Source organism: Duganella sp. OV510 (assembly GCF_900100205.1).
Classification (GTDB): domain Bacteria; phylum Pseudomonadota; class Gammaproteobacteria; order Burkholderiales; family Burkholderiaceae_D; genus Rugamonas.
This window is the reverse complement of sequence record NZ_FNEQ01000001.1, coordinates 895063-918417: the sequence shown is the minus strand read 5'-3', so window position 1 is coordinate 918417 and position 23355 is coordinate 895063. Positions and strand designations below refer to the sequence as shown.

Here is a 23355-nt window from a genome sequence, read left to right as displayed (position 1 = left end):
CTTCTCTGCTGGTCGTAAAACCCTGTCCGCGCTGGTAATGGGCGCCTGCTTGTCGATGTCCCTGGGCATGTCGCCCGCCACGGCGGCGTCGCCGGTCACCGGCGCCGTCATCGGCCTGCCGGACTTTGCCGACCTGGTCGACCGCGTCGGCCCGGCGGTAGTGAATATCCGCACCACCGAGCGCCCGAAACAGCTGCAGCGCGGCGCGCCCGGCCTGCAAGGCGACGAGGACATGCAGGAATTCCTGCGCCGCTTCTTCGGCGGCCAGATGCCAACGCCAAATGGCCGTGCGCCGCGCCGCCAGGCGCCATCCGACGAACCGGTCAACCGCGGCGTCGGTTCCGGCTTCATCCTGTCGGCGGACGGCTATGTGATGACCAATGCCCACGTGGTCGATGGCGCCGACGAGGTGTTTGTCACGCTGACCGACAAGCGCGAATTCAAGGCCAAGGTGCTGGGCGCCGATACCCGCACCGATGTGGCGGTACTGAAAATCGAAGGCGACAAGCTGCCATTCCTGACGCTGGGCGATTCGGACAAGATCCGCGCCGGCGAGTGGGTGATTGCGATCGGTTCGCCGTTCAACCTGGAAAACACCGTCACCGCCGGCATCATCTCGGCCAAGGCGCGTGACACCGGCGAGTACCTGCCGCTGATCCAGTCGGACGTGGCGGTCAATCCGGGCAACTCGGGTGGCCCGCTGATCAATATGCGCGGCGAGGTAATCGGCATTAACTCGCAGATCGCCACGCTGTCCGGCGGTTCCAACGGTATTTCGTTTGCGGTACCGGTCAACGAGGCGATCCGCGTGTCCGACCAGCTGAAGAAATCCGGCAAGGTCACACGCGGCCGCATCGGCGTGCAGATCGGTGAAGTCAACAAGGAAGTGGCGGAATCGCTGGGCCTGAAATCGGCGCAGGGCGCCGAAGTGTCGCTGGTGGAGCCGGGTGGTCCGGCGGACAAGGCCGGCATCAAGGCGGGCGACATCATCCTCAAGTTTAATGGCAAGACGGTCAACCGCTCTAGCGACCTGCCGCGCCTGGTGGGCGAGACGGCGCTGGAAAGCAAGGCAACCGTGACTGTGTGGCGCAAGGGCGCCGAGCTGACGCTGCCGGTGACCGTGGCCGAGCTGGATGGCGACAAGACCGCCAAGGGCACGAAAGGCAAGGGCGCCGACAAGGCCGAGCCAGCCAAGGCCAATGCGCTGGGCCTGAAGGTGGAAGACCTGAACGCCGAGCAGAAGAAGGAGCTGGGCGTCAACGGTGGCGTGGTGGTGGCTGATGTCGATGGTGTGGCGGAACGCGCCGGGCTGGATGAGGGTGACGTACTGCTGCAGCTGAACAACATCGAGATCAAGGATGCCAAGCAGTTCAATGCGGCAGTGGCCAAGCTGGACCCGAAAAAGCCGTCGGTACTGCTGGTGCTGCGTGAAGGCAATACCCGCTTCGTCTCGCTGCGTCCAAGCGCAAAAGCCGAGAAATAAACCAGCGTCGTTCCGGCGGACGGCGTCCGCTGGAGCGACCGGCGCTCATGCACTTTACCCTTTACTCCCGCAGTTATTGTCATTTATGTCAGGACATGCTGGACGCGCTGATGCGGCTGCAAACGCCGCAGCAGCCGATCAGTGTCGACGTCATCGACATCGACCACGCCGATGACCCCGCGCTGCTGGCCAAATACGACGAGCTGGTGCCCGTCCTGTTCGCCGATCTGTCGCAGCCGGAGCTGTGCCACTACTTCCTCGACGAAGCCAAAGTGCGCAAACTGCTTAAAATCTAGGCAGAATGGCATTTCTCGTGGCATAAATCGGGCTTTCCACTCTGAAATCCGGTAAAATGCCGGGGCAAAGCATATGTCCACAAGGCGCTCGCCAGGGCTTCGCCCCGTTCTGAGCGCTTTTTTGTATTGTGCGTCCGTCGTGTCAAACCCGTTTTTGAATATTTGTTAATGAATAACATACGCAATTTCTCCATCATCGCCCACATCGACCACGGCAAATCGACGCTGGCCGACCGCATCATCCAGCTGTGTGGCGGCCTGTCCGACCGCGAGATGGAGGCGCAAGTACTCGATTCGATGGATCTGGAGCGCGAGCGCGGCATTACGATCAAAGCGCAAACCGCCGCCCTGCAATACAAAGCCCGTGACGGCATCGTCTACAACCTGAACCTGATCGACACGCCCGGCCACGTCGACTTCTCGTATGAAGTGTCGCGCTCGCTGTCAGCCTGCGAAGGCGCGTTGCTGGTGGTCGACGCCTCGCAAGGCGTGGAAGCGCAGACCGTGGCCAACTGCTACACCGCGCTCGATCTGGGCGTGGAAGTGGTGCCAGTGCTGAACAAGATCGACCTGCCGAACGCCGATCCGCCAAGCGCGATCCAGGAAATCGAAGACGTGATCGGCATCGAAGCCGGCGACGCCGTCCAGTGCTCGGCCAAGACCGGCCTGGGCGTGGAAGACGTGCTGGAATCGATCATCGCCAAAGTGCCGCCACCGAAGGGCGATCCGAGCGCACCGTTGCAGGCGCTGATCGTCGACTCCTGGTACGACGCCTACGTGGGCGTGGTGATGCTGGTGCGCGTGGTCAATGGCACGCTGAAACCAAAAGAAAAAATCAAGCTGATGGCGACCGACTCGGTGCAGCTGACCGAAGACGTTGGCGTGTTCTCGCCGCGCTCGTTCTCGCTGCCGCAGCTGTCGGCTGGCCAGGTGGGCTTCGTCATCGCCGGCATCAAGGAGCTGAAGGCGGCCAAGGTAGGCGACACCATCACCCACGCCGTCAATGCGGCGCCGGCGCCGCTGCCTGGCTTCAAGGAAGTACAGCCGCAGGTGTTTGCCGGCCTGTTCCCGGTCGAAGCCAACCAGTACGACGCGCTGCGCGACTCGCTGGAAAAGCTGAAACTGAACGACGCCGCGCTGATGTACGAGCCGGAAGTATCGCAGGCGCTGGGCTTCGGCTTCCGCTGCGGCTTCCTCGGCCTGCTGCACATGGAAATCGTGCAGGAACGTCTCGAACGCGAGTTCGACATGGACCTGATCACCACCGCACCGACCGTGGTGTATGAAGTGGAAATGCGCGATGGCTCGGTCATCAAGGTCGACAATCCGTCGCGCATGCCGGAAACCACCAAGATCAACGAGATCCGTGAACCGATCGTCACTGTCAACCTGTACATGCCGCAAGAGTATGTCGGCTCGGTGATCACGCTGTGTATCGGCAAGCGTGGCGTGCAGATGGACATGAGCTACCACGGCCGCCAGGTCAAGCTGGTGTACGAAATGCCGATGGGCGAGATCGTGCTGGACTTCTTCGACAAGCTGAAGTCGACCTCGCGCGGCTATGCCTCGATGGACTATGAGTTCAAGGAATACCGCACTGCCGACGTGGTCAAGGTCGACATGCTGATCAACGGCGAAAAGGTTGATGCGCTGGCGATCATCGTCCACCGCTCCAACTCGGCCTACCGTGGCCGCCAGGTGGCTGCCAAGATGCGCGAGCTGATCCCGCGCCAGATGTTCGACGTGGCCATTCAGGCCGCCATCGGCGTCAACGTGATTTCGCGTGAAAACGTCAAGGCGCTGCGCAAGAACGTGCTGGCCAAGTGCTACGGCGGTGACGTCAGCCGTAAGAAGAAACTGTTAGAGAAGCAAAAAGCGGGTAAAAAACGCATGAAACAGGTGGGCTCGGTCGAGATTCCACAAGAAGCGTTCCTGGCAATCTTACAAGTGGATGAGAAATGAACCTGCAAGTCATCTTAGGAAACTTTGCATTAATCCTGTTCGTGCTGATGGTGCTGACGGGTGTGATCTGGTTCCTCGACGTGTTCTACCTGGCCAAGCAGCGCCGTGCCGCCGCCGACCGCGCGCTGGCCGAGTACGACGCCCGCAGCGCCAAGGCAACCGCCGATGGCATCAAGCTGGACAACCAGGGCCGGCGCGCGCAGATCGAAGCCGACATCCTGCGCCAGCCGACCTGGGTGGAATATTCGGGCAGCTTCTTCCCGGTGATTGCGCTGGTGTTCTTCCTGCGCTCTTTCCTGTATGAGCCGTTCAAGATTCCATCGTCGTCGATGGTGCCGACCTTGCTGGTAGGCGACCTGATCCTGGTGAACAAGTTCACCTACGGCATCCGCCTACCGGTCATCAACAAGAAAATCATCCAGATCAACGACCCGCAGCGCGGCGATGTCATGGTGTTCAAATATCCGAAGGATATGAGCCAGGATTACATCAAACGCGTGATTGGCGTGCCGGGTGATAAAATCACGTATGAAAACAAGCGCTTAACGGTCAACGGCGTGGAGGTGAAGTACACCGCCATGGAAGACTACCTGAACGATGAGCGCCTGGTTTATAACAAGCAATTCCAGGAAAACCTGAGCGGCGTCAGCCACCGCATCCTGAATGACGACAGCAAGCCGACCTATGGCCGCGATGCTGTCGAGGCATTCCCGGGCCGCGATGAGAACTGCACCTACCGTTATGAAGGCTTTACTTGCACCGTTCCAGCAGGCAATTACTTCATGATGGGCGATAACCGCGACAACAGCGCGGACAGCCGCTACTGGGGCTTTGTGCCGGACCGGAATATTGTTGGAAAAGCATTCTTTGTCTGGATGAACTTCAGCAGCTTGCGTCGTATCGGCGGCATCCAGTAACAGGCGGCGTTGAGGCGCGAAAGGGACTAAGATGAAAACACGGCAGAAGGGCATTTCGCTGGTCGGTTTAATCATTGTCCTGGCGCTGCTGGGCGTGGTGCTGGTGCTGGGCCTGAAGATCGTGCCCACCTACACCGAGTACCGGGCGATCCAGAACGCCATCGTCAGCGCCAAGGCGACCGGTGGCTCGGCGGCCGAGATTCAGCGATCGTTCGATGCCGCCACCACGGCCAGCTATATCAGTTCGATTAGCGGGCGCGATCTGGTGATTGAAAAATTGAATGGCGAGACGGATATCAGTTTCGCCTATGAAAAGAAAATCCCGCTGGTCGGACCGGCCAGCTTATTGCTTGAATATGAGGGCACCACCGCCAAGGCTGGTGTCAAACCCACCCAGTAAAGAACCGTACACACAATGAATCTCCAGTTATTGCAAACTCGTTTAGGCTATACGTTCCAGGATGCTGGCCTCTTGCAGCAAGCCTTGACGCACCGTAGCCATAGCAGCGTGCATAACGAGCGACTGGAATTCCTCGGTGACTCGATCCTCAACTGCGTGGTGGCGTCGATCCTGTACGATCGCTACGTGGACATCGATGAGGGCGACCTGTCGCGCCTGCGCGCCAACCTGGTCAAGCAACAGTCGCTGTATGAAATCGCACAAAAGCTGGAGCTGTCGCAGTTCCTGCGGCTGGGCGAGGGCGAGCTGAAATCGGGTGGTTTCCGCCGTCCGTCGATCCTGGCCGACACGCTGGAAGCGCTGCTGGGCGCGATCTTCCTCGACGGTGGCTTCGAGCCGGCGCGCACCGCCATCCGCTCGTTCTACATCCCGATCCTGGACACGGTCGACCCGCAAACCCTGGGCAAAGACGCCAAGACCCTGCTGCAGGAATTCCTGCAAGCGAAAAAAATCTCGCTGCCGCTGTACAACGTGATCGCCACCCATGGCGCCGCGCACAGCCAGGAGTTTGAAATTGAATGCCTGGTGCCCAAGCTGGGCATCCAGGTGTTCGGCCGCGGCGGCAGCCGTCGCGCCGGCGAACAGGCAGCCGCCAAACTGGCGCTGGCCGCCGCCGAGCAGGCGGTGCAGAAAGCACCGTCGGCCGCGCGCAAGTCCAAGCCGCGCGCGGCGCAGCTGAAACTGGCCGGCATCGCTACCGTGCAGGACCAGCCGACGCCGTCGGCCAAGGCAGCCAACAAATAAAAGAGAACACCATGACGACCGAAACGACCTCCGCCAGCAATTACCGTTGCGGCTACATCGCTATTGTGGGCCGCCCGAACGTGGGCAAGTCGACGCTGATGAATACGCTGATTGGCGCCAAGGTCAGCATCACCTCGCGCAAGGCGCAGACCACGCGCCACCGCATCACCGGCATCCAGACTTATGATGATGCGCAGTTCATTTACGTGGACACGCCTGGCTTCCAGACGCGCCACGCGAATGCGCTGAACAAAACGCTGAACAAGACTGTCACCAACACGCTGATCTCGTCGGACCTGATTTTGTTCGTCGTCGAGGCGGGCACTTTCGGCCCGGCCGACCAGCAGGTGCTGGATCTGCTGCCGACCGAAGTGCCGGTGATCCTGGTCATCAACAAGTCTGACCGCGTCAAGGACAAGGCGGCGCTGATGCCGTTTGCGCAGCAGGTGGCGTCCAAGTTCAACTTTGCTGCCATCGTGCCGGTATCGGCCAAGCTGCGCTTCCAGCTGGATGGCCTGGAAAAGGAACTGAAAGCCCTGCTGCCGGAGAACGAAGCGATCTTTGGCCCGGACGATATCACCGACCGCAGCGAGAAGTTCATGGCGTCGGAAATCGTGCGTGAGAAGCTGTTCCGCTTTGTCGGCGATGAGCTGCCTTATACCAGCACGGTGCTGATCGAGAAGTTCGAGCAGGAAGGCGATTTGCGCCGCGTGTTTGCCGCCATCCTGGTCGAGCGCGATACGCACAAATCGATGATTATCGGGAACAAGGGCGCGCGCCTGAAGGAAGTGTCGACGCAAGCGCGTCTCGACATGGAGAAGCTGTTCGGCGGCCCGGTGTACCTGGAGATCTGGGTCAAAGTGAAATCCGGCTGGGCCGACAACGAAGCAGGCCTGCGCGCTTACGGCTACGAGTAAATCCACCACCAGCATGTCCACCACGCCAGACGCCACCCTGGACGCGCCGCTCGCAGCGGCGCCGCAGGGCGCTGGCGTACCTGCGGCATCGGACGCCAGCCCCGCGCCGGCCAAGCGCCCACGTGCGCCGTCGCGCGAGCGCACCATCGGCACCAAGGTCGCCGGCCAGCCGGCCTTCGTGCTGCACAGCTATCCCTACAAAGAAACCAGCCTGATTATCGACCTGTTCACGCGTGACTTCGGCCGCGTGGCCTTGATCGCCAAGGGCGCCAAACGTCCGCACTCGCAGCTGCGCGGCGTGCTGCAAACCTTCCAGCCGCTATCGAGCAGCTGGGTCGGTAAATCCGAACTGCGCACGCTGACCGACGCCGAATGGGTAGGCGGCATGCTGCCGCTGGAGAAAACCGCGCTGCTGTGCGGCTTCTACCTGAACGAACTGCTGGTCAAACTGCTGGCGCGCGACGACGCCCACCCGGCCTTGTTCGACCACTACGTCTCCACGCTGAACCAGCTGGCGCACAACGAACCGGCGCCCATCGTCTTGAGAAAATTCGAACGGGCCTTACTTAAAGAGACGGGTGTTGCGGCCGACCTGACGCGCTGTATCGAAACGCGCAGCGCGGTGCGTTCGGAGCTGGTGTATGTAGTTGATCCGGAGCGCGGCCCGCGTCCCGAGCGCGCTGCTGACCCATGGCCGCGCGTCGCCGGCAAAACGCTGCTCGACATGGAATGTGAAAATTACGAAGACGCCGCCACGCAAGCCCAAAGCAAGCAGCTGATGCGCTTCCTGGTGGCGCATCACCTGAACGGTGCGCCGTTGAATACCCGGCAGATCCTGATTGATCTTAGCCAGCTATAAATCCAGTTATAAGAGAAAAAAATGAGCTTCCTGCAACCATCCGGCACCATCATCGACCTGGGCGTGAACATCGACCACGTCGCCACCTTGCGCAACGCGCGCGGCACCCGCTATCCGGACCCGATCCGCGCCGCGCTGCTGGCCGAGCAGGCGGGCGCCGACTGCATCACGCTGCACCTGCGCGAAGATCGCCGCCACATCAAGGACGCTGACGTCATCGCCATGGCGCCGCAGCTGATTACCCGGATGAACCTGGAAGCGGCGGTCACGCAAGAGATGATCGACTTCGCCTGCAAGATCAAGCCGGCCGACGTCTGCCTAGTGCCGGAAAAACGTACCGAAGTCACGACCGAAGGCGGCCTCGATGTCGCCGGCAACTACAATGCGGTCGAGCGCGCGGTGAAGCAGTTGCAGGCCGAAGGTATCCGCGTCTCGCTGTTCATCGACGCTGAAGAGGCACAGATGGACGCCACCGCCGCCATCGGCGCGCCGGTGATCGAGCTGCACACCGGCCGCTATGCTGACGCCGAAGGCGCCGAACAGGCGGCCGAGCTGGAACGCATCCGCCGTGGCGTGCAGTATGGCGTGGGCAAAGGCCTGAAGGTCAACGCCGGCCATGGCCTGCATTACACCAATGTGCAGGCGATTGCCGCGATTCCGGAAATCGCCGAACTGAATATCGGCCACGCGATTGTCGCCCACTCGGTATTCGTCGGCTGGGAGAATGCCGTGCGCGAGATGAAGGCCATCATGGTGTCCACGCGCATAGGACGCACGTCGTGATTTACGGCATCGGCACCGACATCTGCAAAATCCCGCGCATTGAAGCGGCGCTGGCGCGGCATGGCGACCGCTTTGCCAAGAAGATCCTCGGTCCGCAGGAGTTCGAGAAGTATTTGGTGCGCAAGGCCAGGCATCCGGTGCGCGGCATCCGCTTCGTGGCGACGCGCTTCGCTGCCAAGGAAGCGTTCTCCAAGGCCATCGGCCTGGGCATGCGCATGCCGATGACCTGGCCCGCCGCGCAGATGCTGAATCATCCTAGCGGCAAGCCGATGATCGTCTGTAGCGGCGTGCTGAAAGAATTCATGGAAAAGAACAAGCTGTCGGCGCAGGTGACTGTCAGCGACGAAGAAGACTATGCGGTCGCCTTCGTCATCGTGGAGCAGGAAAAGTGACTGAAGAAGTAAGCGATCCGCGCGAACGGGTATTAGCCACCGTGGCCAAGCTGCCCAACCTGCCGGGCGTGTACCGCTATTTCGACGCCGAAGACAAAGTCCTTTACGTCGGCAAGGCGCGCGACCTGAAGAAACGCGTCTCCAGCTACTTCCAGAAGAACCTGGCCAGCCCGCGCATCGCCATGATGGTCGAGCGCATCGCGCGTCTCGAAACCACCGTCACGCACAGTGAGGCCGAAGCGCTGATCCTTGAGAATAACCTGATCAAGGCCCTCAGCCCGCGCTACAACATCCTGTTCCGCGACGATAAATCCTATCCCTACCTGAAGATCACCGGCGGCGATGCGCCGCGCATGGTCTACTACCGTGGCGCGGTGGACAAGAAGAACCAGTACTTCGGGCCTTTCCCCAGTTCGTGGGCGGTCAAGGAATCGATGCAGATTTTGCAGAAGGTGTTTCAGATCCGCACCTGCGAGGAAAGCGTCTACGCCAACCGCACGCGCCCATGCCTGCTGCACCAGATCGGCCGCTGCTCGGCGCCGTGCGTGGACCTGATCTCCAGCGAAGACTACAAGCTGGATGTGGAAAACGCCGCACGCTTCCTGCGCGGCCGCCAGTCCGAAGTGCTGGCTGATCTTGAGCAAAAAATGCACGCCTACGCCGCCGACCTGAAATTCGAGCAGGCGGCCTCGGTGCGCAACCAGATCCAGTCGCTGTCGCGCGTGCTGCACCAGCAAAGCATGGAAACCACCGGCGACGCCGATGTCGACATCATTGCCGTGCTGGTGCAGGGCGGACGCGCCTGCGTCAACCTGGCCATGGTGCGTGGCGGCCGCCATTTGGGCGACCGTGCCTATTTTCCAACCCACGTCAGCGATGCCGAGGCGATTGCCGAGGAGGCGATTGAAGTCGAAGTACTGGCCGCCTTCCTGGCGCAGCACTATGCCGACAAGTTCATTCCCGGCACGCTGATCCTGAATATCGAATTCAATCACCCGGCGCTGATCCAGGCCTTGCAGGAGCAGTGCGGTCACCGCATCAACCTGATCTTCCAGCCGCAGGACCAGCGCCGCAAATGGCTGGAGCTGGCGCAGAAGGGCGCCGAGATCTCGCTGGCGCGGCTGCTGTCGGAGCAGGGCTCGCAGCAATCGCGCACGCGCGCACTGGTGGATGCCTTGCAGCTGGAGCCGGAAGACATCGACACGCTGCGCGTCGAATGTTTCGACATCTCGCACACGCAGGGCGAGGCGACACAGGCCTCGTGCGTGGTGTTCCATCACCACCAGATGCAGAACGGCGAATACCGCCGTTACAACATCAACGACATCACGCCGGGCGACGATTATGCCGCCATGCGCCAGGTGCTGTACCGCCGCTATGAGAAGGTCGCCAACGGTGATGGCGTCATGCCGGATGTGGTGCTGATCGACGGCGGCAAGGGCCAGATCGAAATGGCGCGCCAGGTGTTTGCCGAGCTGGGGCTGGACATCAGCCTGATCGTTGGCGTGGCCAAGGGGGAAGGGCGCCGCGTCGGCCTGGAAACGCTGATGTTCGTCGACGGCCGGCCATCGCAGGAACTGGGCAAGGAATCGGCGGCGCTGATGCTGGTGGCGCAGATCCGCGACGAGGCGCACCGCTTCGCCATCACCGGCATGCGCGCCAAGCGCGCCAAGACGCGCCAGACCTCGCGCCTGGAGGAAATCGAAGGCATCGGCGCCAAGCGCCGCCAGCGGCTGCTGGCGCGTTTCGGCGGCCTGCGCGGCGTGGTCAACGCCAGTGTCGAGGATCTGAAGACCGTGGAAGGCATCTCCAGCGCCCTGGCCGAGGAAATCTACAAGCAGTTGCATTAAGCACCAACTGTGCTGGTTTAATGCGCGGCGTCAAGGTAGACTAGCGGCGCATTACACATTTTCATGGCCGCACATCTTTTCTAGCTTATGCCCTTCAATATTCCGATACTGTTGACCTGGTTGCGCGTTGCGCTGATCCCGCTGGTGGTGGGCGTCTACTACCTTCCCACCACTGTGCTGCCGGTGGCGGATCAGAATATGGCGGCCACCCTGGTCTTCATTATCGCCGCCATCACCGACTGGTTTGACGGCTTCCTGGCCCGCCGCTGGAACCAGACCTCGGCCTTCGGCGCCTTCCTCGACCCGGTGGCGGACAAGCTGATGGTGGCCGGCGCCTTGCTGGTGCTGGTGCAGCTGGACCGCGCCAACGCCGTCATGTCCTTCATCATCATCGGCCGCGAGATCGCCATTTCGGCGCTGCGCGAATGGATGGCGCAGATCGGCGCGTCGAAATCGGTGGCGGTCAGCTCGCTGGGCAAGATCAAGACCACGGCGCAGATGATGGCGATTCCGGCCTTGCTGTTCCATGATGTGCTGTGGGGCGCGATCGACACCCAGTTCTGGGGCGCGCGCCTGCTGGAGGTGGCGGCGGTGCTGACCGTCTGGTCGATGTTCTATTACCTGCGCCTGGCGTGGCCGCTGATCAAGGAAAAATCCGGCCAGCTGTAATGGAATAAACAATATTTTCATTTGGCATTGACAGGCCGTGTAGAACCTCTATAATGCTGGCCTGTTGTTGATGACGACGAAGCAAAGCGGGAGTAGCTCAGTTGGTAGAGCGCAACCTTGCCAAGGTTGAGGTCGAGAGTTCGAGACTCTTCTCCCGCTCCAGGCAAATCGTCAAAAACAAGTAGTACTAGCAAAAACAGCAGTCACCTGCTATGATGCTGGACTCGAAATGCGGGAGTAGCTCAGTTGGTAGAGCGCAACCTTGCCAAGGTTGAGGTCGAGAGTTCGAGACTCTTCTCCCGCTCCAGTTTCCCCGGAAATTGGCTGGCGCAGTAAAAATGGTAACACTCCATGCGGGAGTAGCTCAGTTGGTAGAGCGCAACCTTGCCAAGGTTGAGGTCGAGAGTTCGAGACTCTTCTCCCGCTCCAGAATTCTGGATGGCAGCGCGTAACCCGCTGTGATCTTGTCATAAAAGTTCCCTCTGGCGAGGTAGCAAAGCGGTTATGCAGCGGCCTGCAAAGCCGTCTAGGTCGGTTCGACTCCGATCCTCGCCTCCATCAAATCAAATACTTGCGTTTTGTTGAGCTAGCTCAAAGCCGATGTAACCCACACGGATTTTGCGGTTGACCACACGCGAGACGGCCTGTTGGCCGTTGCTGTTCTGCGGCGCCGGGCCTATGCTCGGCCCATGGCTTCCTTCAAAACCCTCCCGCACGGCCGCATGCAGATCCGCATCGTGCCCGTCTGCTGCCCAAGCCCTTGTACGCCACCTTCGACGGCGAGGCCACGCGCGCGCCTATGCCGGCCACCTGGAAGCGCTGCTGGCCCATGGCACAACGGCGCGCTATACTGATAGCGCCGTGGCCAGCTGCCCGGCATGCGCCAAGGTGCTTTCCTTCGCAGCTGGCCTTCCGTCCATGCGCATGTTGTCTCACCCGGCATGGCGCGGGAATGTGTGCGGCACGGCACGAAAGGAGATACCTATGGCAGCACGCGACGAAATCGACCGCGTCACCGACCGCATCACCAACCGCATGACGCAAGCCGTCAAGGAGAAACTGGAGGAAGCGGCGGCGTTGACCGGCGCGACGGTGAACCAGTTCATGGTGCAGGCCTCGCTGGAGAAGGCCGAGCGCGTCATCGACCGGGAAAAGACCATTCCGATCACCGCCAGGGATGCATCCATGATTCTGCACATGCTGGACCACCCGTCCATGCCGAATGCGGCACTGCTGCGGGCCTTCGAGCGCTTCAAGCAACGGGAGGCGGAGAATGGCAACCAGAATCCTGCCGCTGGCGAACACCCATGACGTGGGTGCGTTTGACTGCGGCACGCCGGACCTGAACCTCTTCCTCCAGAACACCGCCGGGCAGCAGCAGCGCAAGTCCATCTCGCGGACCTATGTGCTGGTCGATGACGGCGCGCCAGCGCAGGTGCTGGGCTTTTATACCCTGGCGGTGCGGCGCATGGTGATGAAGGAGGCGCTACCGCCGGCGCTGGCGAAGCGGCTGCCGCGCGGAGTGCCCGGCTTCTCGCTGGCGCGGCTGGCAGTGGCCACGACGGCGCAAGGACAGGGCCACGGCGAGTATCTGCTGCTGCACGCTATGCTGCGCGCCGCGCGGGTGGCGGAGCAGATCGGCGGCTTTGCGCTGTTCGTCGACGCCAAGAACCCGGTGGTGGCGGAGTTTTACCAGCGCTACGGTTTTGCCGCGTTCCAGGATCAACCCTTGACCTTATGCCTGCCGTTTGCTGACATGCCGCGTTCTCCGCCGCCTATACGATAAGGGCAGGGCGTGCGTAGCCGGACTCCGCCTTGTCGGAATACGCTCTCCAGCGATATCTGAATGTCACCAACGCGTTGCCCTCAGCGTGTCATGCGCTCCGCGCATCCTCGGCCATAATCCCCGATGCGGGAATACTGTCCGATGCCAAATCACCGCCTCCGGCAGGCGCAACTCTGGAAGGAGGAGGGCGAGGAGTTTGCGCTGTTCGTCGACGACATGCGCCAGCGCGGCATCCTGCAGCCGATGCCATCGACCGGCCGTGGCTGGCGCCTGGCGGACGAGGTGGCGCCACCTGCGGTAGGGGCACGCTGCGTGCTGGGCTCTTTCTTTTTTCGAAGGCAGCCACATGGAACATATCCGGAAAACCATCGATGTCGGCGACTGGACCATGGACGTGCACGCATCGCGCCGGACTAGCAGGATGCCGAGCATTCCTATGCCAGCGTCGAGCAGGCGCTTGAGGGTGCGCGGGCACGAATTACCGTGATGCTGTGATGTGGATTGCCGGCAGATCGATTGCTGCCAGCGCGCGGCGCCTGGCTGCTCGAAGGGTAAGTGGAAACGCATAGCAAAAATAAAATAAGGAGTAGCAACAAATAGGGCGCCACCGCCATCGCCACCAGCGATCAGTTTGCCATGCTGGCGCTGACGGCTGCGCCTCGTGGCCGCGTCGCCGGTGAGCCGGCGCGTCCAGGTGCGCGTGCCAAGGCGGTGCGTCAGAACAGGCTTGCCTGCGCTGGTGCGGACGATGACGGCTGCGGTTCGCCCCCGGCGTCCTTGGGCGGGGCATGCTTCGGCGCCGGCCAGGCCGATTCCTCTACGCGAGATCGCCAGGCGACTGGGCATCTCTCGCAATACTGTCCGGCGCTACCCGCGTTCGGAGATCACTGAGCCCAGCTATGCCGAGCGCCATATCGCGAGCGGACTGGACAAATATTCTCTGCAATTATCGGGATGGCTGAAGAGCGAGGCGAGCAAGCCGCGTAAGCAGCGCCGCAATTTGAAGCAACTCCATGCAGAGCTGCAGGAGCTGGGATATCAAACCATGGCTTCCTTCAACATCCTTCCCCACGGCTGCATGCAGATTCGCATCGTTCAGAAGCGCCCCAGGCGCAGTTAGTACTGGAAATATTTTCCAAAGGTCTGCTATAATTCGGCTCCGCACGCGGGAGTAGCTCAGTTGGTAGAGCGCAACCTTGCCAAGGTTGAGGTCGAGAGTTCGAGACTCTTCTCCCGCTCCAGCTTCCCCAAGCTGGTCGCGCGTCGGTTGTACCACTCCAAGCGGGAGTAGCTCAGTTGGTAGAGCGCAACCTTGCCAAGGTTGAGGTCGAGAGTTCGAGACTCTTCTCCCGCTCCATTATTTCCTTCCCCATCGAACTATCCACGTCGCCGCCAAGCCGATTGCTATTAAATCCCGCTTTGCTTGCGGCCTAGCGTACCATCGTTGCCGCTGCCAGCGGTTGTGGCGCCTCGCGCTTGCGCGCCGGCTGGCGCGAGGCGGTGGTCGGGTTGGAGGTCAGCTGGTAGCCGCTGAAGGATTTCATCTCGTCCATCAGGAAGTGCGAGACGATTTTCTCCACGCCGAAGCCGCCGTTCAGCATCACCACCATCAGGCGCTTCCATTCCTGCATGTCGTCCACCACCGCGCGCAGCATGTAGTCATACAGGCCACTGACGCGGCAGGATTCAACGATCTCCGGCATGCCGGCGATGCAGTCGTCAAACGCGCCGAAGTCGTTCAGCGTGTGCCGCTCGAAGGAAATCTGCGCCATGACGATCAGCACATTGCGGATGCGGTCGACCGCGATTTGCGCGCGGTAGCCGGTGATGAAGCCACGTTCTTCCAGGTCGCGCACGCGGCGCAGGCAGGCGCTGGGCGACAAGGCCACGCGGTCGGCCAGCGCCTGGTTGGTGATGCGGGCGTCCTGCTGCAGCAGATCCATGATCTTGCGATCAATGCGGTCGATATCTTTCTGAGTCATCTACGGTCATCTCCTGATTGTAGGGCGCCATCTACGTAAAGCGGTAGGTCGGCAGCCCTCCCAAGGGAGGTGCAAGAATCATGCCGATATGGCGCCAGTTATTTTCCTTATGATGCGACCATTTCGGGATTTTTGATAGGTGCAGGAACTGTCTATTTTTACTGCGGGCGCATGCCGATTCTGCGGTTGTCGCCACCTGCGGCCGCCGAAGATTGTGCGGAAAATTACAAATCTTAAATAAAATCAAGGGTTTGGCGGATTTTTGTGACGCCCGTGTACCTCTGGACGGCGGAATTCCCTTGCGCCAGAGTCAGGCTTTCTTCAACAGGGAGCCAGGTATGTTGTTGGTGAGGGCGGCCAAAGCCGCAGATCTCGAAGGCGTTCATGCGCTGGCGCTGGCCGCCGGTCCGGGCATGACCACGCTCAAGGCGGACAGAGCCGCGCTGGCTGCGCGGCTGGCGCTTGCGGAAGCCTCGTTCCGGCAAGCGCTATCGCCGGCCGAATGCGATTATGTGTTTGTGCTGGAGGACACCGTCCAGGGCCGGCTGGCCGGCATTGCCGCCATCAAATCCGCAGTTGGCCTGGATGAGCCTTTCTACAACTACCGTATCGGCGCGCTGGTGCATTCGGCGCCGTCGGTGGGCGTCTACCACCGCCACGAGGTGCTGTACATGACGCACGACCTGACCGGCTGTGCCGAACTGTGCTCGCTGTTCCTGCATCCCGCCTACCGCAGCGGCAGCAACGGCAGGCTGCTGTCGAAGAGCCGCTTCATGTTCATCGCGCAGTTTCCGCATTTGTTCACGCAAACGGTGTTCGCCGAGATGCGCGGCTTCCAGCAGCCGGACGGCAGCTCGCCGTTCTGGGAGGCGATCGGCAGGAAATTCTTCCAGATGGATTTCCAGCGTGCCGATGATTTGTGCCAGCCCGGTGGCAAGAGCTACATCGCCGAACTGATGCCGCGTTATCCGATTTACACCAGTTTCCTGTCCGAAGCGGCGCGTGCGGTCATCGGTGTCACCCATGCCGACACGCTGCCGGCGCGCCGGCTACTGGAGCAGGAGGGCTTGTGCGCCAGCAGCTATATCGACATTTTCGACGGCGGCCCGGTGCTGCATGCGCAGTTGCGCGACCTGCGGGCGGTGCGCGACAGTGTTGCGCTCCGCCTCGGCGATGCGCCGCCCGGCGCCAGCCTGTCGCTGATCTGCAATACCGACATGGCCGGTTTCCGCGTGATGGCGGCGCCGGTCGCCGACCAGCATGCACTGCAATGCACCACCGATTGCACCATTCGCGTGCTTGGCATGGTTTGACGGGGTTTTTGCACCGTGGTGCAGGAACTGCGGTTTTTCGGCATCGGCGCGCTAAGAATCTGCGGTTGTCGCTGCCGCAGGAACGCTAATCTTGTGCGAGTCGGAAAAATAGCCATAAAAATCATAGTCTTGAGAAATTTCAGGCGTGATGGCGGCAGATGGACTTGAGGCTTTGTTTCGCCCTACAGTAAGGATGGTCGCTTCAATTCCAGTCACGCCGCCCCATTGCTACGGAGAGTTTTTGAGAATGAAACCAAGATATTCAGTGCTGTCGTTAGCGTTGCTGAGCCTGTTCACCGGTGCAGCCCATGCCCAAGCCGGCGCCACGCCGGACGCATCCCAGGTGGAATCCATCGTGGTGGTGGGCAAGCGCGGCCAGACGGCCGCCAATACCGCTGGCGGCGCCAGCGTCATGAGTGGCGAGGCCTTGAGCAAGGTCGGCGCCGAATCCTTCGCCGACTACCTGGGCAAGCTGCCGGGCGTGGTGTTCAACGCTGGCCCGAGCGGCAATTCCACTGCTGTGATCCGCGGTGTCGGCACCTCGGCCGGCCTGGACCAGGGACAGGGCACCACCGGCTACTACATCAACGAAATTCCGCTGACCGAAGTGGGCTACACCATTTCGATCCCGGATATCGACACCTTCGATGTCAGCCGCGTGGAAGTGCTGCGTGGCCCGCAGGGTTCGCTGTATGGCGCCTCGTCGCTGGGCGGCGCCATCAACTACGTGGCCAAGGAAGCGGACGCCGGCGGTTTTGACGCCACGCTGGAAACCTCGCTCAGCAAGACCGTCAACGCCCACAGCCTGGGCTACACCGGCAAGGCGATGCTCAACGTGCCACTGATCGCCAAAGAGCTGGCGGCGCGGGTGGTGGTGGTCAAGCGCGAAATGCCGGGCTATCTGGACAACATCGGCATCGGCAAGAAAGGCAGCAACGACAATCGCGTCACCGACGGCCGCGTGTCGCTGGTGTGGACGCCGGACAGCAAAACCAGGGTCAGCTGGTTCAGCCTGTGGCAAAGCTCGTTTGCCGATGACGAGTCCTACCGCATGACGCGCTACGGCGAACTGGAACGTTCGACCGCGCTGCCGACCAGCTTCGACCTGGACTTCGCGCTGCACAGCGCGCGCGTCGAGCGCGACTTCGGCTTCGCCAAGCTGACCGCGCTGGCCTCGTACAACAAGAAGCAGCAGGAATTGCACTTCGACTATTCGCCGTATTTCCCGAACTTCATGGGCACCGTCAATCCGCAGCTGTTCCGGCAACTGGGCGAGAGCAAGAACAACAACTACGAGGTGAGGCTGGCCTCCCCGGACGGGGGGCGCTTCGAGTGGCTGGTCGGCGCCTCGTACCAGAAGACCGACAAGCGCTTCGACGAGGACATCTCGGCGCAGGGCGCCAACGCGGTGTTGACGCCGCAGGTCGGCGCCGGGCTGCTGCGCGGCGATTTCTACCACTGGGGATTCAGCCAGACCTACGGCAAGGACAAGTCGGTGTTCGGCGAAGTTTCGGTCAACCTGGACGGCGGCTGGAAGCTGACGGCGGGCGGGCGCCGCTACGACACCTCGCTCAACAGCCGTTCCGAGTACCACGGCGTGCTCTACCCGGACGGCCTGATCATCCCGATCGGCTACCAGGCCGAGAGCGGCTTCTCGCCGAAGCTGTCGGTCAGCTACAAGCCGACGCCGCAGACCATGTACTACGCGGTGGCGTCGGAGGGCTTCCGCTTCGGCGGCGCCAACAGTCTGACGCCGATCGCCGGCTTCACCACGCCGACCGGCTGGGGCAGCGACTCGCTGCGCAACTACGAGCTGGGCGTGAAATCCTCGCTGCTGAACCGCCGCATCACCTTCGACGTCGACGTCTTCAATATCGACTGGAGCGACCTGCAGGTGCGCCTCAGCCGTCCAGACGGCCTGACCTACGGCACCAACGCCGGCAAGGCGCGGCTGCGCGGGCTGGAGTTCTCCGGTTCGTTCCGCGCCACCGAGAACCTGGAACTGGGCGTCAACTATACCTACCTCGACGCCAAGCTGACGCAGGATCTGCTGCAGGCGACGGTGCCGCTGCACAAGGGGCAGCAATTGCCGGGCTCGTCGAAGAATCAGCTGTCGAGCACGCTGACCTACAAGTGGAATGACCGCCACAACGCCAGCGCCTCGCTCAGCGGACGCTACCTGTCCGACGCGCCGGCCAACCTGCAGCAGACCGACCAGCGCATCAACGGCTTCAGCCAGTTCGACGGCCGCTACGCGATGTGGTTCGACAATGTTGAGCTGAGCCTGTTCGTCAACAACATCGCCGACAAGCGCGGGGTCACCTTCAGCTACGGCAACGACGCCTTGTTCGGCCAGCAGCAGTTCGTGATCCGGCCGCGCACCGCCGGCGTGCGCCTGCACTGGCAGTTATGAGCGGACCGATGCGGACCGGCGCGCTGCGTCCCAGCCTCGGCTGGGGCGGGCTGCTGGTGCTGGGGATCGCCAACATCCTCGGCGCCGGCGTCTACGTCATGACCGGCACGGCGGCGGCGCGCTTCGCCGGGCCGGCGGTGACGCTGTCGTTCGTCGTCGCCGGGTTCGCCTGCCTGCTGGTGGCGCTGTGCTACGCCGAACTGGCGTCCAGCATGCCGGAATCCGGCTCGGCCTATTCTTATTGCCGGCGCGCGCTCGGCGGCGGCCCGGCCTGGTCGCTCGGCTGGCTGCTGTTCCTCGAATACAGCATCGCCGCCTCGCTGCTGGCGGTCGGCTTCGCCGGCTACCTGGGCAGCCTGCTCGGCGACTTCGGCGTCGCGCTGCCGGCCGCGCTGTCGACGCCGCTGATCCAGTCGGCGGTGGTGGACGGCAGGCACGCGCTGTCGCTGGGCGCCGGCTGCAACCTGGTGGCGGCGCTGGCGGTGTTGTGCGCCGGCGGCATCGCCGCGCTCGGCATGTCGCGCTACTCGCTGGTCAGCACGCTGCTGGTGGTGGTCAAGGTGGGGGTGCTGGCCGGCTTCATTCTGGTCGGCATGGGCGCGGTCGATCCGGCCAACTGGGCCCCGTTCGTACCGCCCAACGAGGGCGGTTTCACCTACGGCTGGGAGGGCGTGGCGCGCGGCGCGTCGCTGTTGTTCTTCGCCTTCCTCGGCTTCGAGACGGTGTCCACCGCCGCCGCCGAAACCCGCCATCCGCAGCGCGACGTGCCGATCGGCATCCTCGGTTCGCTGGCGGTGTGCACCGGCTTGTACGTGTTGTCGGCGATCGTGCTGACCGGGCTGGTGCCGTTCCGTGAGCTGGGCGTGCCCGATCCGATCGCCATCGCGGTCGACCGCATCGGCATGCCGGGCATCGCGCTGCTGATCAAGGTCGGCGCGCTGGCCGGGCTGGCCTCGGTGCTGCTGGCCAACGCCTTCGGCCATTCGCGGATCTGCTACGCGATGGCGCGCGACGGCTATCTGCCCGACCTGTTCGCGAGCGTGCACCGGAACCGCAACAGCCTGTGGAAGGGCAACCTGCTGCTGGCGGCGATCGCGGCGATCGGCGCGGCATTGTTGCCGATCTCTGTGATGGCCGACCTGATCTCGTTTGGCGTGGCCTTCATGTTCGCCATGGTCGCGGTGAGCCTGATCCATGTGCGCAACACGCAGCCGGATCTGCCGCGCAAGTTCCGCGTGCCGCTGGGCGGCGTGCGCATCGGCGGGGTCTGGATCGGCTTCGTGCCGGTGGCCGCCATCGTCACCAGCTTCGTCATGACGCTGCCGGTGGCGCTCGACATCGTCGGCCAGGCGCGCCGCGGCGACTGGCTATCGGTCGGCCTGCTCGGCGTGTACGCGCTGGCCGGCTTCTCGCTATATCGGTTCTACGGACGGCCGCGCGCGCTCGGCCGTCTTTCTCACCAACCACCTGAAACGGAAACACCATCGTATGCTGAAAATCACTGAAGCCTTCGCGTTGGGGCGCCTGGACGCCCACGATCAGGCCGAACTGGTCCGCAAGGGCGAACTCGATGCCGCCACGCTGACCGAAGCCGCGCTGATGCGCATCGAGGCGCTGGACCCGACGCTGCGCGCCGCCAGCCATGTCGCGGCGGAGCAGGCGCTGGCGCGCGCCGCCGGCCTGCCAGAGGGCGGCGCCATGCGCGGGGTGCCGTGGATGCCGAAGGATTCGCTCGACTATCCGGGCATGCCGAGCCGTTCCTGCTCGCGCAGCCGCACCAGCATTCCGGTGGCCAAGGGCTACCCGTATGTGGAGCGGCTGGACGCGGCCGGCCTGGTCGCGGTCGGCAAGAGCTCGATGCCCGAGTTCGGGCTGCTCGGCTCGACCGAGCCGTTGGGCGGCCCGGTGACGCGCAATCCGTGGTCGCTGGCCCATTCGCCGAACGGCTCCAGCGGCGGCGCCGGCGCCGCCGTGGCGGCCGGCCTGGTGCCGCTGGCGCAGGGCAGCGACGGCGGCGGCTCGATCCGCCTGCCGGCCTCGGCCTGCGGCCTGGTCGGCCTGAAGCCGGGCCGCGACGCCACCGTGCGGGTGCGCTCGCGCCACAACGTGGAGGACCTGCTGGTCGGCGACAGCCTGATGTCGCGCAGCGTGCGCGACACCGCCTGGGGCTTCGCCGCCACCCATCTGCAGCCGAACCGGCCGATGGTGCAGGGCGCCGCAGCGCGCCGGCTGCGCGTGGCGGTGATCGAAAACGGCTTGCGCGGCACCGCGCCGCACCCGGACGTGGTTTCCGTGATCCGCCGCAGCGCCGACCTGTGCGCCTCGCTCGGCCATCGGGTGGAGGCGGTGCGATGGCCGATCGACGGCGCGGCCTTCATGCAATCGTTCGACGATCTGTGGTCGCACCTGGGCGCCGATTGCGTCGACGCGGTGCGGCCGCTGCTCGGCGGCCGCCGCATCGAGGACGCGCTGGAGCCTTGGACGCTGGACATCGCCAAGCGCGCCGAGTCGCTGCCGACCAGCGCGCTGGAGGCGGCGTACCGGCAACTGGCGGGCCTGCCGGCGCAGCTGGCGAAATTCTTCGAGCAATACGACGTGGTGCTGTCGCCGGTGGCGCTGACGCCGCCGCCGCTGTTGGGCAGCTTCGCGCCGACGGTGCCGGTCGACACGCTGCGCGAGACCATGTTCGACTGGATCTCCTACACGCCGCTGCAAAACATGGCGGGCACGCCGGCGATCTCGCTGCCCTTGTTCACCAGCGGCGAAGGGCTGCCGATCGGCAGCATGTTCGCGGCCGACCGCGGCCAGGAGGACATGCTGCTGGCGCTGGCCTACGAACTGGAGGCGGCGCTGCCGTGGCACGCGCGTTGGCCGGCGGTGTCGGTCGCCACGCAGGGCTTGTCGGCGGCGCCCGTATGACCGATAAATTCCTCCCCCGTGGTCCCGCCGATCTGATCGACCTGGTGCGCGGCCAGCCGCTGGCGTGGATCGTCTCCGGCGACCTGCAGGCGACCGTGCTGCCGGTCCAGCTCGAATGCGACGCGGCCGGCAAGCCGCTGCGCCTGCTCGGCCATTTCGGCCGCAACAATCCGCAGTGGTCGGCGCTGGCGCGTTCGCCCAGGGCCAAGGTGCTGCTGCTCGGCCCGCATGGCTATATTTCACCGTCGTGGTACGCCGACCGCAGCCAGGCGCCGACCTGGAACTACGCCTATGCGCAGTTCGAGGTCGAGGTCGAGATCCGCGACACGCCGCAGGACGCCGACGCGCTGCTGCGCCGGCTGGCCGGCGAGATGGAGGCCGGCAGGCCGGCGGCGTGGGCGATCGAAGACATGGGCGAGCGCTATGCGCGGCTGTCGCACGGCATCGTCGGCTTCCACGCGCGCATCGTGTCGGTGGGCAGCCGCTTCAAGCTGGGGCAGGACGAGCGCGACGATGTGTTCGCCGACATCCTGCGCGGCCTGCAACTGACCCAAGGCGATGCGCTGGCCGACTGGATGCGTCGCTTCGCCGACCGTCCCGCCGGGCTGGCGAGCTTGCCGACTGTACCGGTGCCGTCCGCGCTTGATCCCGATATCATGCGGTTCATCGACGACGTCCGCGACCGGGGCCGCGCGCTGACCGCCGGCCGCTCGCTCAGCTGGCCGGAGCGCCGCGTGGTGGCCGAGCAATCGCGCCTGCCATGGCAGCAGGGCGGACCGCAGATGGCCAGCACCGAGGAACGCGTGATCGATACCGAAGCAGGCCCGGTGCGTCTGCGCTTCTACCGGCCGCTGGCTGGCAGTGGGCAAGCCGCCATGGTGTATATGCATGGCGGCGGCTGGGCCTTGTTCAGCATCGACACGCACGACCGGCTGATGCGCGAGTACGCGGCGCGCAGCGGCATGGTGGTGGTGGGCGTGGACTACGCGCTGGCGCCGGAAGCGCGCTATCCTGTGGCGTTGAACCAGGTGGTCGGCGTGGTGCGCTGGCTGCGTGCGCATGCCGGCGAGCTTGGTATCGATGCCGACCGGCTGGCGCTGGGGGGCGACTCCGCCGGTGGCAGCCTGTCGATGGGAACGGCGCTGAAGTTGCGCGACGCTGGCGAGGGGGATGCCGTCAAGGCCATCCTCAGCATCTACGGTGGCTTTTCGCCCGAGTGCTCGCCGGCTTCCCGCCAGCGCTACGGCACACCGGACGATATGCTCACCGCAGACGAGGTGGATGAGTTCTGGGCCAACTATGTCGGCCACATCGGCGACCGCCGCGACCCCTACCTGGTGCCGGTGCTGGCCGCGCTGCAGGGCTTGCCGCCGGTATTCCTGCTGGTGGCCGAGTGCGACGTGCTGGCCGAGCAGAATATGCTGATGGCCGGCTGCCTGCTGGAAGCCGGCGTCGCGGTCAAGGTGAAGGTCTATCCGGGCGCGCCGCACAGCTTCATCGAAGCGATGGGCGTGTCGGCGCTCGCCAGCCAGGCCATCGACGATGGCGCGCAATGGCTGCGCAGCACGCTGGGCTGATGGGATTTTGTGATGTCAAAAGATAAGGATGCA

The 23355-nt window shown here is 63.3% G+C and carries 22 protein-coding genes and 6 tRNA genes; 27 read left to right on the top strand and 1 reads right to left on the bottom strand.

Annotated features, from left to right (window positions below; translation table 11 throughout):
• Positions 1 to 37 precede the first annotated feature (37 nt).
• From BLS51_RS04215 to BLS51_RS04115, 22 genes are all read left to right on the top strand, one after another.
• Entirely contained in the window at positions 38 to 1483 is a 1446-nt protein-coding gene (locus BLS51_RS04215; RefSeq protein WP_373994319.1) for a DegQ family serine endoprotease, read from the top strand.
• Between the two features lie 47 nt (positions 1484 to 1530).
• Positions 1531 to 1779, top strand: coding sequence for a glutaredoxin family protein (locus tag BLS51_RS04210; RefSeq protein ID WP_090177741.1), 249 nt, complete (start codon positions 1531 to 1533; stop codon positions 1777 to 1779).
• 168 nt (positions 1780 to 1947) lie between these two features.
• Positions 1948 to 3741, top strand: a complete 1794-nt coding sequence (gene lepA / locus BLS51_RS04205; RefSeq protein WP_090177745.1) for a translation elongation factor 4 — start codon at positions 1948 to 1950, stop codon at positions 3739 to 3741.
• Positions 3738 to 4658: a signal peptidase I gene (gene lepB, locus BLS51_RS04200; protein ID WP_090177748.1), complete on the top strand. Its 921-nt coding sequence runs from the start codon at positions 3738 to 3740 to the stop codon at positions 4656 to 4658. Before lepA ends, lepB begins: the two co-directional genes overlap by 4 nt.
• Positions 4659 to 4689: 31 nt before the next feature.
• Positions 4690 to 5058 (top strand): DUF4845 domain-containing protein, encoded by a 369-nt coding sequence (locus BLS51_RS04195; RefSeq protein WP_090177751.1) that lies wholly within the window; start codon positions 4690 to 4692, stop codon positions 5056 to 5058.
• Between the two features lie 15 nt (positions 5059 to 5073).
• The gene (rnc, locus tag BLS51_RS04190) at positions 5074 to 5862 is read left to right on the top strand and encodes a ribonuclease III (RefSeq protein WP_090177759.1); all 789 of its coding nucleotides are present in this window, start codon (positions 5074 to 5076) and stop codon (positions 5860 to 5862) included.
• An 11-nt stretch (positions 5863 to 5873) separates the two neighbouring features.
• Positions 5874 to 6779 (top strand): GTPase Era, encoded by a 906-nt coding sequence (gene era, locus BLS51_RS04185; RefSeq protein ID WP_090177762.1) that lies wholly within the window; start codon positions 5874 to 5876, stop codon positions 6777 to 6779.
• A 13-nt stretch (positions 6780 to 6792) separates the two neighbouring features.
• Entirely contained in the window at positions 6793 to 7638 is an 846-nt protein-coding gene (gene recO, locus BLS51_RS04180; RefSeq protein WP_090177766.1) for a DNA repair protein RecO, read from the top strand.
• Positions 7639 to 7659: 21 nt separating this feature from the next.
• Positions 7660 to 8421 carry a pyridoxine 5'-phosphate synthase gene (pdxJ, locus tag BLS51_RS04175; RefSeq protein WP_090177770.1) on the top strand — a complete coding sequence of 254 codons (762 nt, stop codon included), beginning with the start codon at positions 7660 to 7662 and terminating at the stop codon, positions 8419 to 8421.
• The gene (gene acpS, locus BLS51_RS04170; protein WP_090177775.1) at positions 8418 to 8813 is read left to right on the top strand and encodes a holo-ACP synthase; all 396 of its coding nucleotides are present in this window, start codon (positions 8418 to 8420) and stop codon (positions 8811 to 8813) included. The genes pdxJ and acpS overlap by 4 nt, the downstream gene beginning before the upstream one ends.
• Entirely contained in the window at positions 8810 to 10663 is a 1854-nt protein-coding gene (uvrC, locus tag BLS51_RS04165; protein ID WP_090177779.1) for an excinuclease ABC subunit UvrC, read from the top strand. Before acpS ends, uvrC begins: the two co-directional genes overlap by 4 nt.
• Positions 10664 to 10750: 87 nt before the next feature.
• Complete coding sequence (gene pgsA / locus BLS51_RS04160) at positions 10751 to 11332, top strand: CDP-diacylglycerol--glycerol-3-phosphate 3-phosphatidyltransferase (RefSeq protein WP_090177782.1); 582 nt, start codon at positions 10751 to 10753, stop codon at positions 11330 to 11332.
• Between the two features lie 86 nt (positions 11333 to 11418).
• Positions 11419 to 11494, top strand: a tRNA-Gly gene (locus BLS51_RS04155).
• Between the two features lie 69 nt (positions 11495 to 11563).
• Positions 11564 to 11639 (top strand) — tRNA-Gly (locus BLS51_RS04150).
• A 46-nt stretch (positions 11640 to 11685) separates the two neighbouring features.
• Positions 11686 to 11761, top strand: a tRNA-Gly gene (locus BLS51_RS04145).
• A gap of 55 nt (positions 11762 to 11816) precedes the next feature.
• A tRNA-Cys gene (locus BLS51_RS04140) sits at positions 11817 to 11890 on the top strand.
• A gap of 426 nt (positions 11891 to 12316) precedes the next feature.
• Positions 12317 to 12643 (top strand): type II toxin-antitoxin system TacA family antitoxin, encoded by a 327-nt coding sequence (locus tag BLS51_RS04135; protein WP_090177786.1) that lies wholly within the window; start codon positions 12317 to 12319, stop codon positions 12641 to 12643.
• Positions 12606 to 13118 carry a GNAT family N-acetyltransferase gene (locus BLS51_RS04130; RefSeq protein WP_090177791.1) on the top strand — a complete coding sequence of 171 codons (513 nt, stop codon included), beginning with the start codon at positions 12606 to 12608 and terminating at the stop codon, positions 13116 to 13118. Before BLS51_RS04135 ends, BLS51_RS04130 begins: the two co-directional genes overlap by 38 nt.
• 141 nt (positions 13119 to 13259) lie before the next feature.
• Positions 13260 to 13535, top strand: coding sequence for a hypothetical protein (locus BLS51_RS29200; protein ID WP_139168646.1), 276 nt, complete (start codon positions 13260 to 13262; stop codon positions 13533 to 13535).
• A gap of 331 nt (positions 13536 to 13866) precedes the next feature.
• Positions 13867 to 14238, top strand: coding sequence for a hypothetical protein (locus BLS51_RS29195; protein ID WP_139168645.1), 372 nt, complete (start codon positions 13867 to 13869; stop codon positions 14236 to 14238).
• Between the two features lie 45 nt (positions 14239 to 14283).
• Positions 14284 to 14359: transfer RNA gene (locus BLS51_RS04120), tRNA-Gly, on the top strand.
• A gap of 40 nt (positions 14360 to 14399) precedes the next feature.
• Positions 14400 to 14475 (top strand) — tRNA-Gly (locus BLS51_RS04115).
• A 73-nt stretch (positions 14476 to 14548) separates the two neighbouring features.
• On the opposite strand, the gene BLS51_RS04110 is transcribed toward BLS51_RS04115, so the two are convergent.
• Positions 14549 to 15100, bottom strand: coding sequence for an Lrp/AsnC family transcriptional regulator (locus BLS51_RS04110; RefSeq protein ID WP_090177798.1), 552 nt, complete (start codon positions 15098 to 15100; stop codon positions 14549 to 14551).
• Between the two features lie 338 nt (positions 15101 to 15438).
• Here BLS51_RS04110 and astA point away from each other — a divergent pair, with 338 nt between their 5' ends.
• The 5 genes from astA (at position 15439) to BLS51_RS04085 (ending at position 23322) form a co-directional block, all read left to right on the top strand.
• A complete protein-coding gene (gene astA / locus BLS51_RS04105; RefSeq protein WP_090177802.1) occupies positions 15439 to 16413 on the top strand; it encodes an arginine N-succinyltransferase in 975 nt (324 codons plus the stop codon).
• A gap of 247 nt (positions 16414 to 16660) precedes the next feature.
• Positions 16661 to 18826, top strand: a complete 2166-nt coding sequence (locus BLS51_RS04100) for a TonB-dependent receptor (protein WP_175472510.1) — start codon at positions 16661 to 16663, stop codon at positions 18824 to 18826.
• The gene (locus BLS51_RS04095) at positions 18823 to 20331 is read left to right on the top strand and encodes an APC family permease (RefSeq protein WP_090177807.1); all 1509 of its coding nucleotides are present in this window, start codon (positions 18823 to 18825) and stop codon (positions 20329 to 20331) included. The genes BLS51_RS04100 and BLS51_RS04095 overlap by 4 nt, the downstream gene beginning before the upstream one ends.
• Positions 20315 to 21745: an amidase family protein gene (locus tag BLS51_RS04090; RefSeq protein WP_090177810.1), complete on the top strand. Its 1431-nt coding sequence runs from the start codon at positions 20315 to 20317 to the stop codon at positions 21743 to 21745. Before BLS51_RS04095 ends, BLS51_RS04090 begins: the two co-directional genes overlap by 17 nt.
• Positions 21742 to 23322: an alpha/beta hydrolase fold domain-containing protein gene (locus BLS51_RS04085; protein ID WP_090177812.1), complete on the top strand. Its 1581-nt coding sequence runs from the start codon at positions 21742 to 21744 to the stop codon at positions 23320 to 23322. The genes BLS51_RS04090 and BLS51_RS04085 overlap by 4 nt, the downstream gene beginning before the upstream one ends.
• Positions 23323 to 23355 lie beyond the last annotated feature (33 nt).

Coding starts and splice junctions, on each gene's coding strand:
- BLS51_RS04215 (WP_373994319.1), top strand. CDS start 38: ATGGGCGCCTGCTTGTCGATGTCCCTGGGCATGTCGCCCGCCACGGCG.
- BLS51_RS04210 (WP_090177741.1), top strand. CDS start 1,531: ATGCACTTTACCCTTTACTCCCGCAGTTATTGTCATTTATGTCAGGAC.
- lepA (WP_090177745.1), top strand. CDS start 1,948: ATGAATAACATACGCAATTTCTCCATCATCGCCCACATCGACCACGGC.
- lepB (WP_090177748.1), top strand. CDS start 3,738: ATGAACCTGCAAGTCATCTTAGGAAACTTTGCATTAATCCTGTTCGTG.
- BLS51_RS04195 (WP_090177751.1), top strand. CDS start 4,690: ATGAAAACACGGCAGAAGGGCATTTCGCTGGTCGGTTTAATCATTGTC.
- rnc (WP_090177759.1), top strand. CDS start 5,074: ATGAATCTCCAGTTATTGCAAACTCGTTTAGGCTATACGTTCCAGGAT.
- era (WP_090177762.1), top strand. CDS start 5,874: ATGACGACCGAAACGACCTCCGCCAGCAATTACCGTTGCGGCTACATC.
- recO (WP_090177766.1), top strand. CDS start 6,793: ATGTCCACCACGCCAGACGCCACCCTGGACGCGCCGCTCGCAGCGGCG.
- pdxJ (WP_090177770.1), top strand. CDS start 7,660: ATGAGCTTCCTGCAACCATCCGGCACCATCATCGACCTGGGCGTGAAC.
- pgsA (WP_090177782.1), top strand. CDS start 10,751: ATGCCCTTCAATATTCCGATACTGTTGACCTGGTTGCGCGTTGCGCTG.
- BLS51_RS04135 (WP_090177786.1), top strand. CDS start 12,317: ATGGCAGCACGCGACGAAATCGACCGCGTCACCGACCGCATCACCAAC.
- BLS51_RS04130 (WP_090177791.1), top strand. CDS start 12,606: ATGGCAACCAGAATCCTGCCGCTGGCGAACACCCATGACGTGGGTGCG.
- BLS51_RS29200 (WP_139168646.1), top strand. CDS start 13,260: ATGCCAAATCACCGCCTCCGGCAGGCGCAACTCTGGAAGGAGGAGGGC.
- BLS51_RS29195 (WP_139168645.1), top strand. CDS start 13,867: ATGACGGCTGCGGTTCGCCCCCGGCGTCCTTGGGCGGGGCATGCTTCG.
- BLS51_RS04110 (WP_090177798.1), bottom strand. CDS start 15,100: ATGACTCAGAAAGATATCGACCGCATTGATCGCAAGATCATGGATCTG.
- astA (WP_090177802.1), top strand. CDS start 15,439: ATGTTGTTGGTGAGGGCGGCCAAAGCCGCAGATCTCGAAGGCGTTCAT.
- BLS51_RS04100 (WP_175472510.1), top strand. CDS start 16,661: ATGAAACCAAGATATTCAGTGCTGTCGTTAGCGTTGCTGAGCCTGTTC.
- BLS51_RS04095 (WP_090177807.1), top strand. CDS start 18,823: ATGAGCGGACCGATGCGGACCGGCGCGCTGCGTCCCAGCCTCGGCTGG.
- BLS51_RS04090 (WP_090177810.1), top strand. CDS start 20,315: ATGCTGAAAATCACTGAAGCCTTCGCGTTGGGGCGCCTGGACGCCCAC.
- BLS51_RS04085 (WP_090177812.1), top strand. CDS start 21,742: ATGACCGATAAATTCCTCCCCCGTGGTCCCGCCGATCTGATCGACCTG.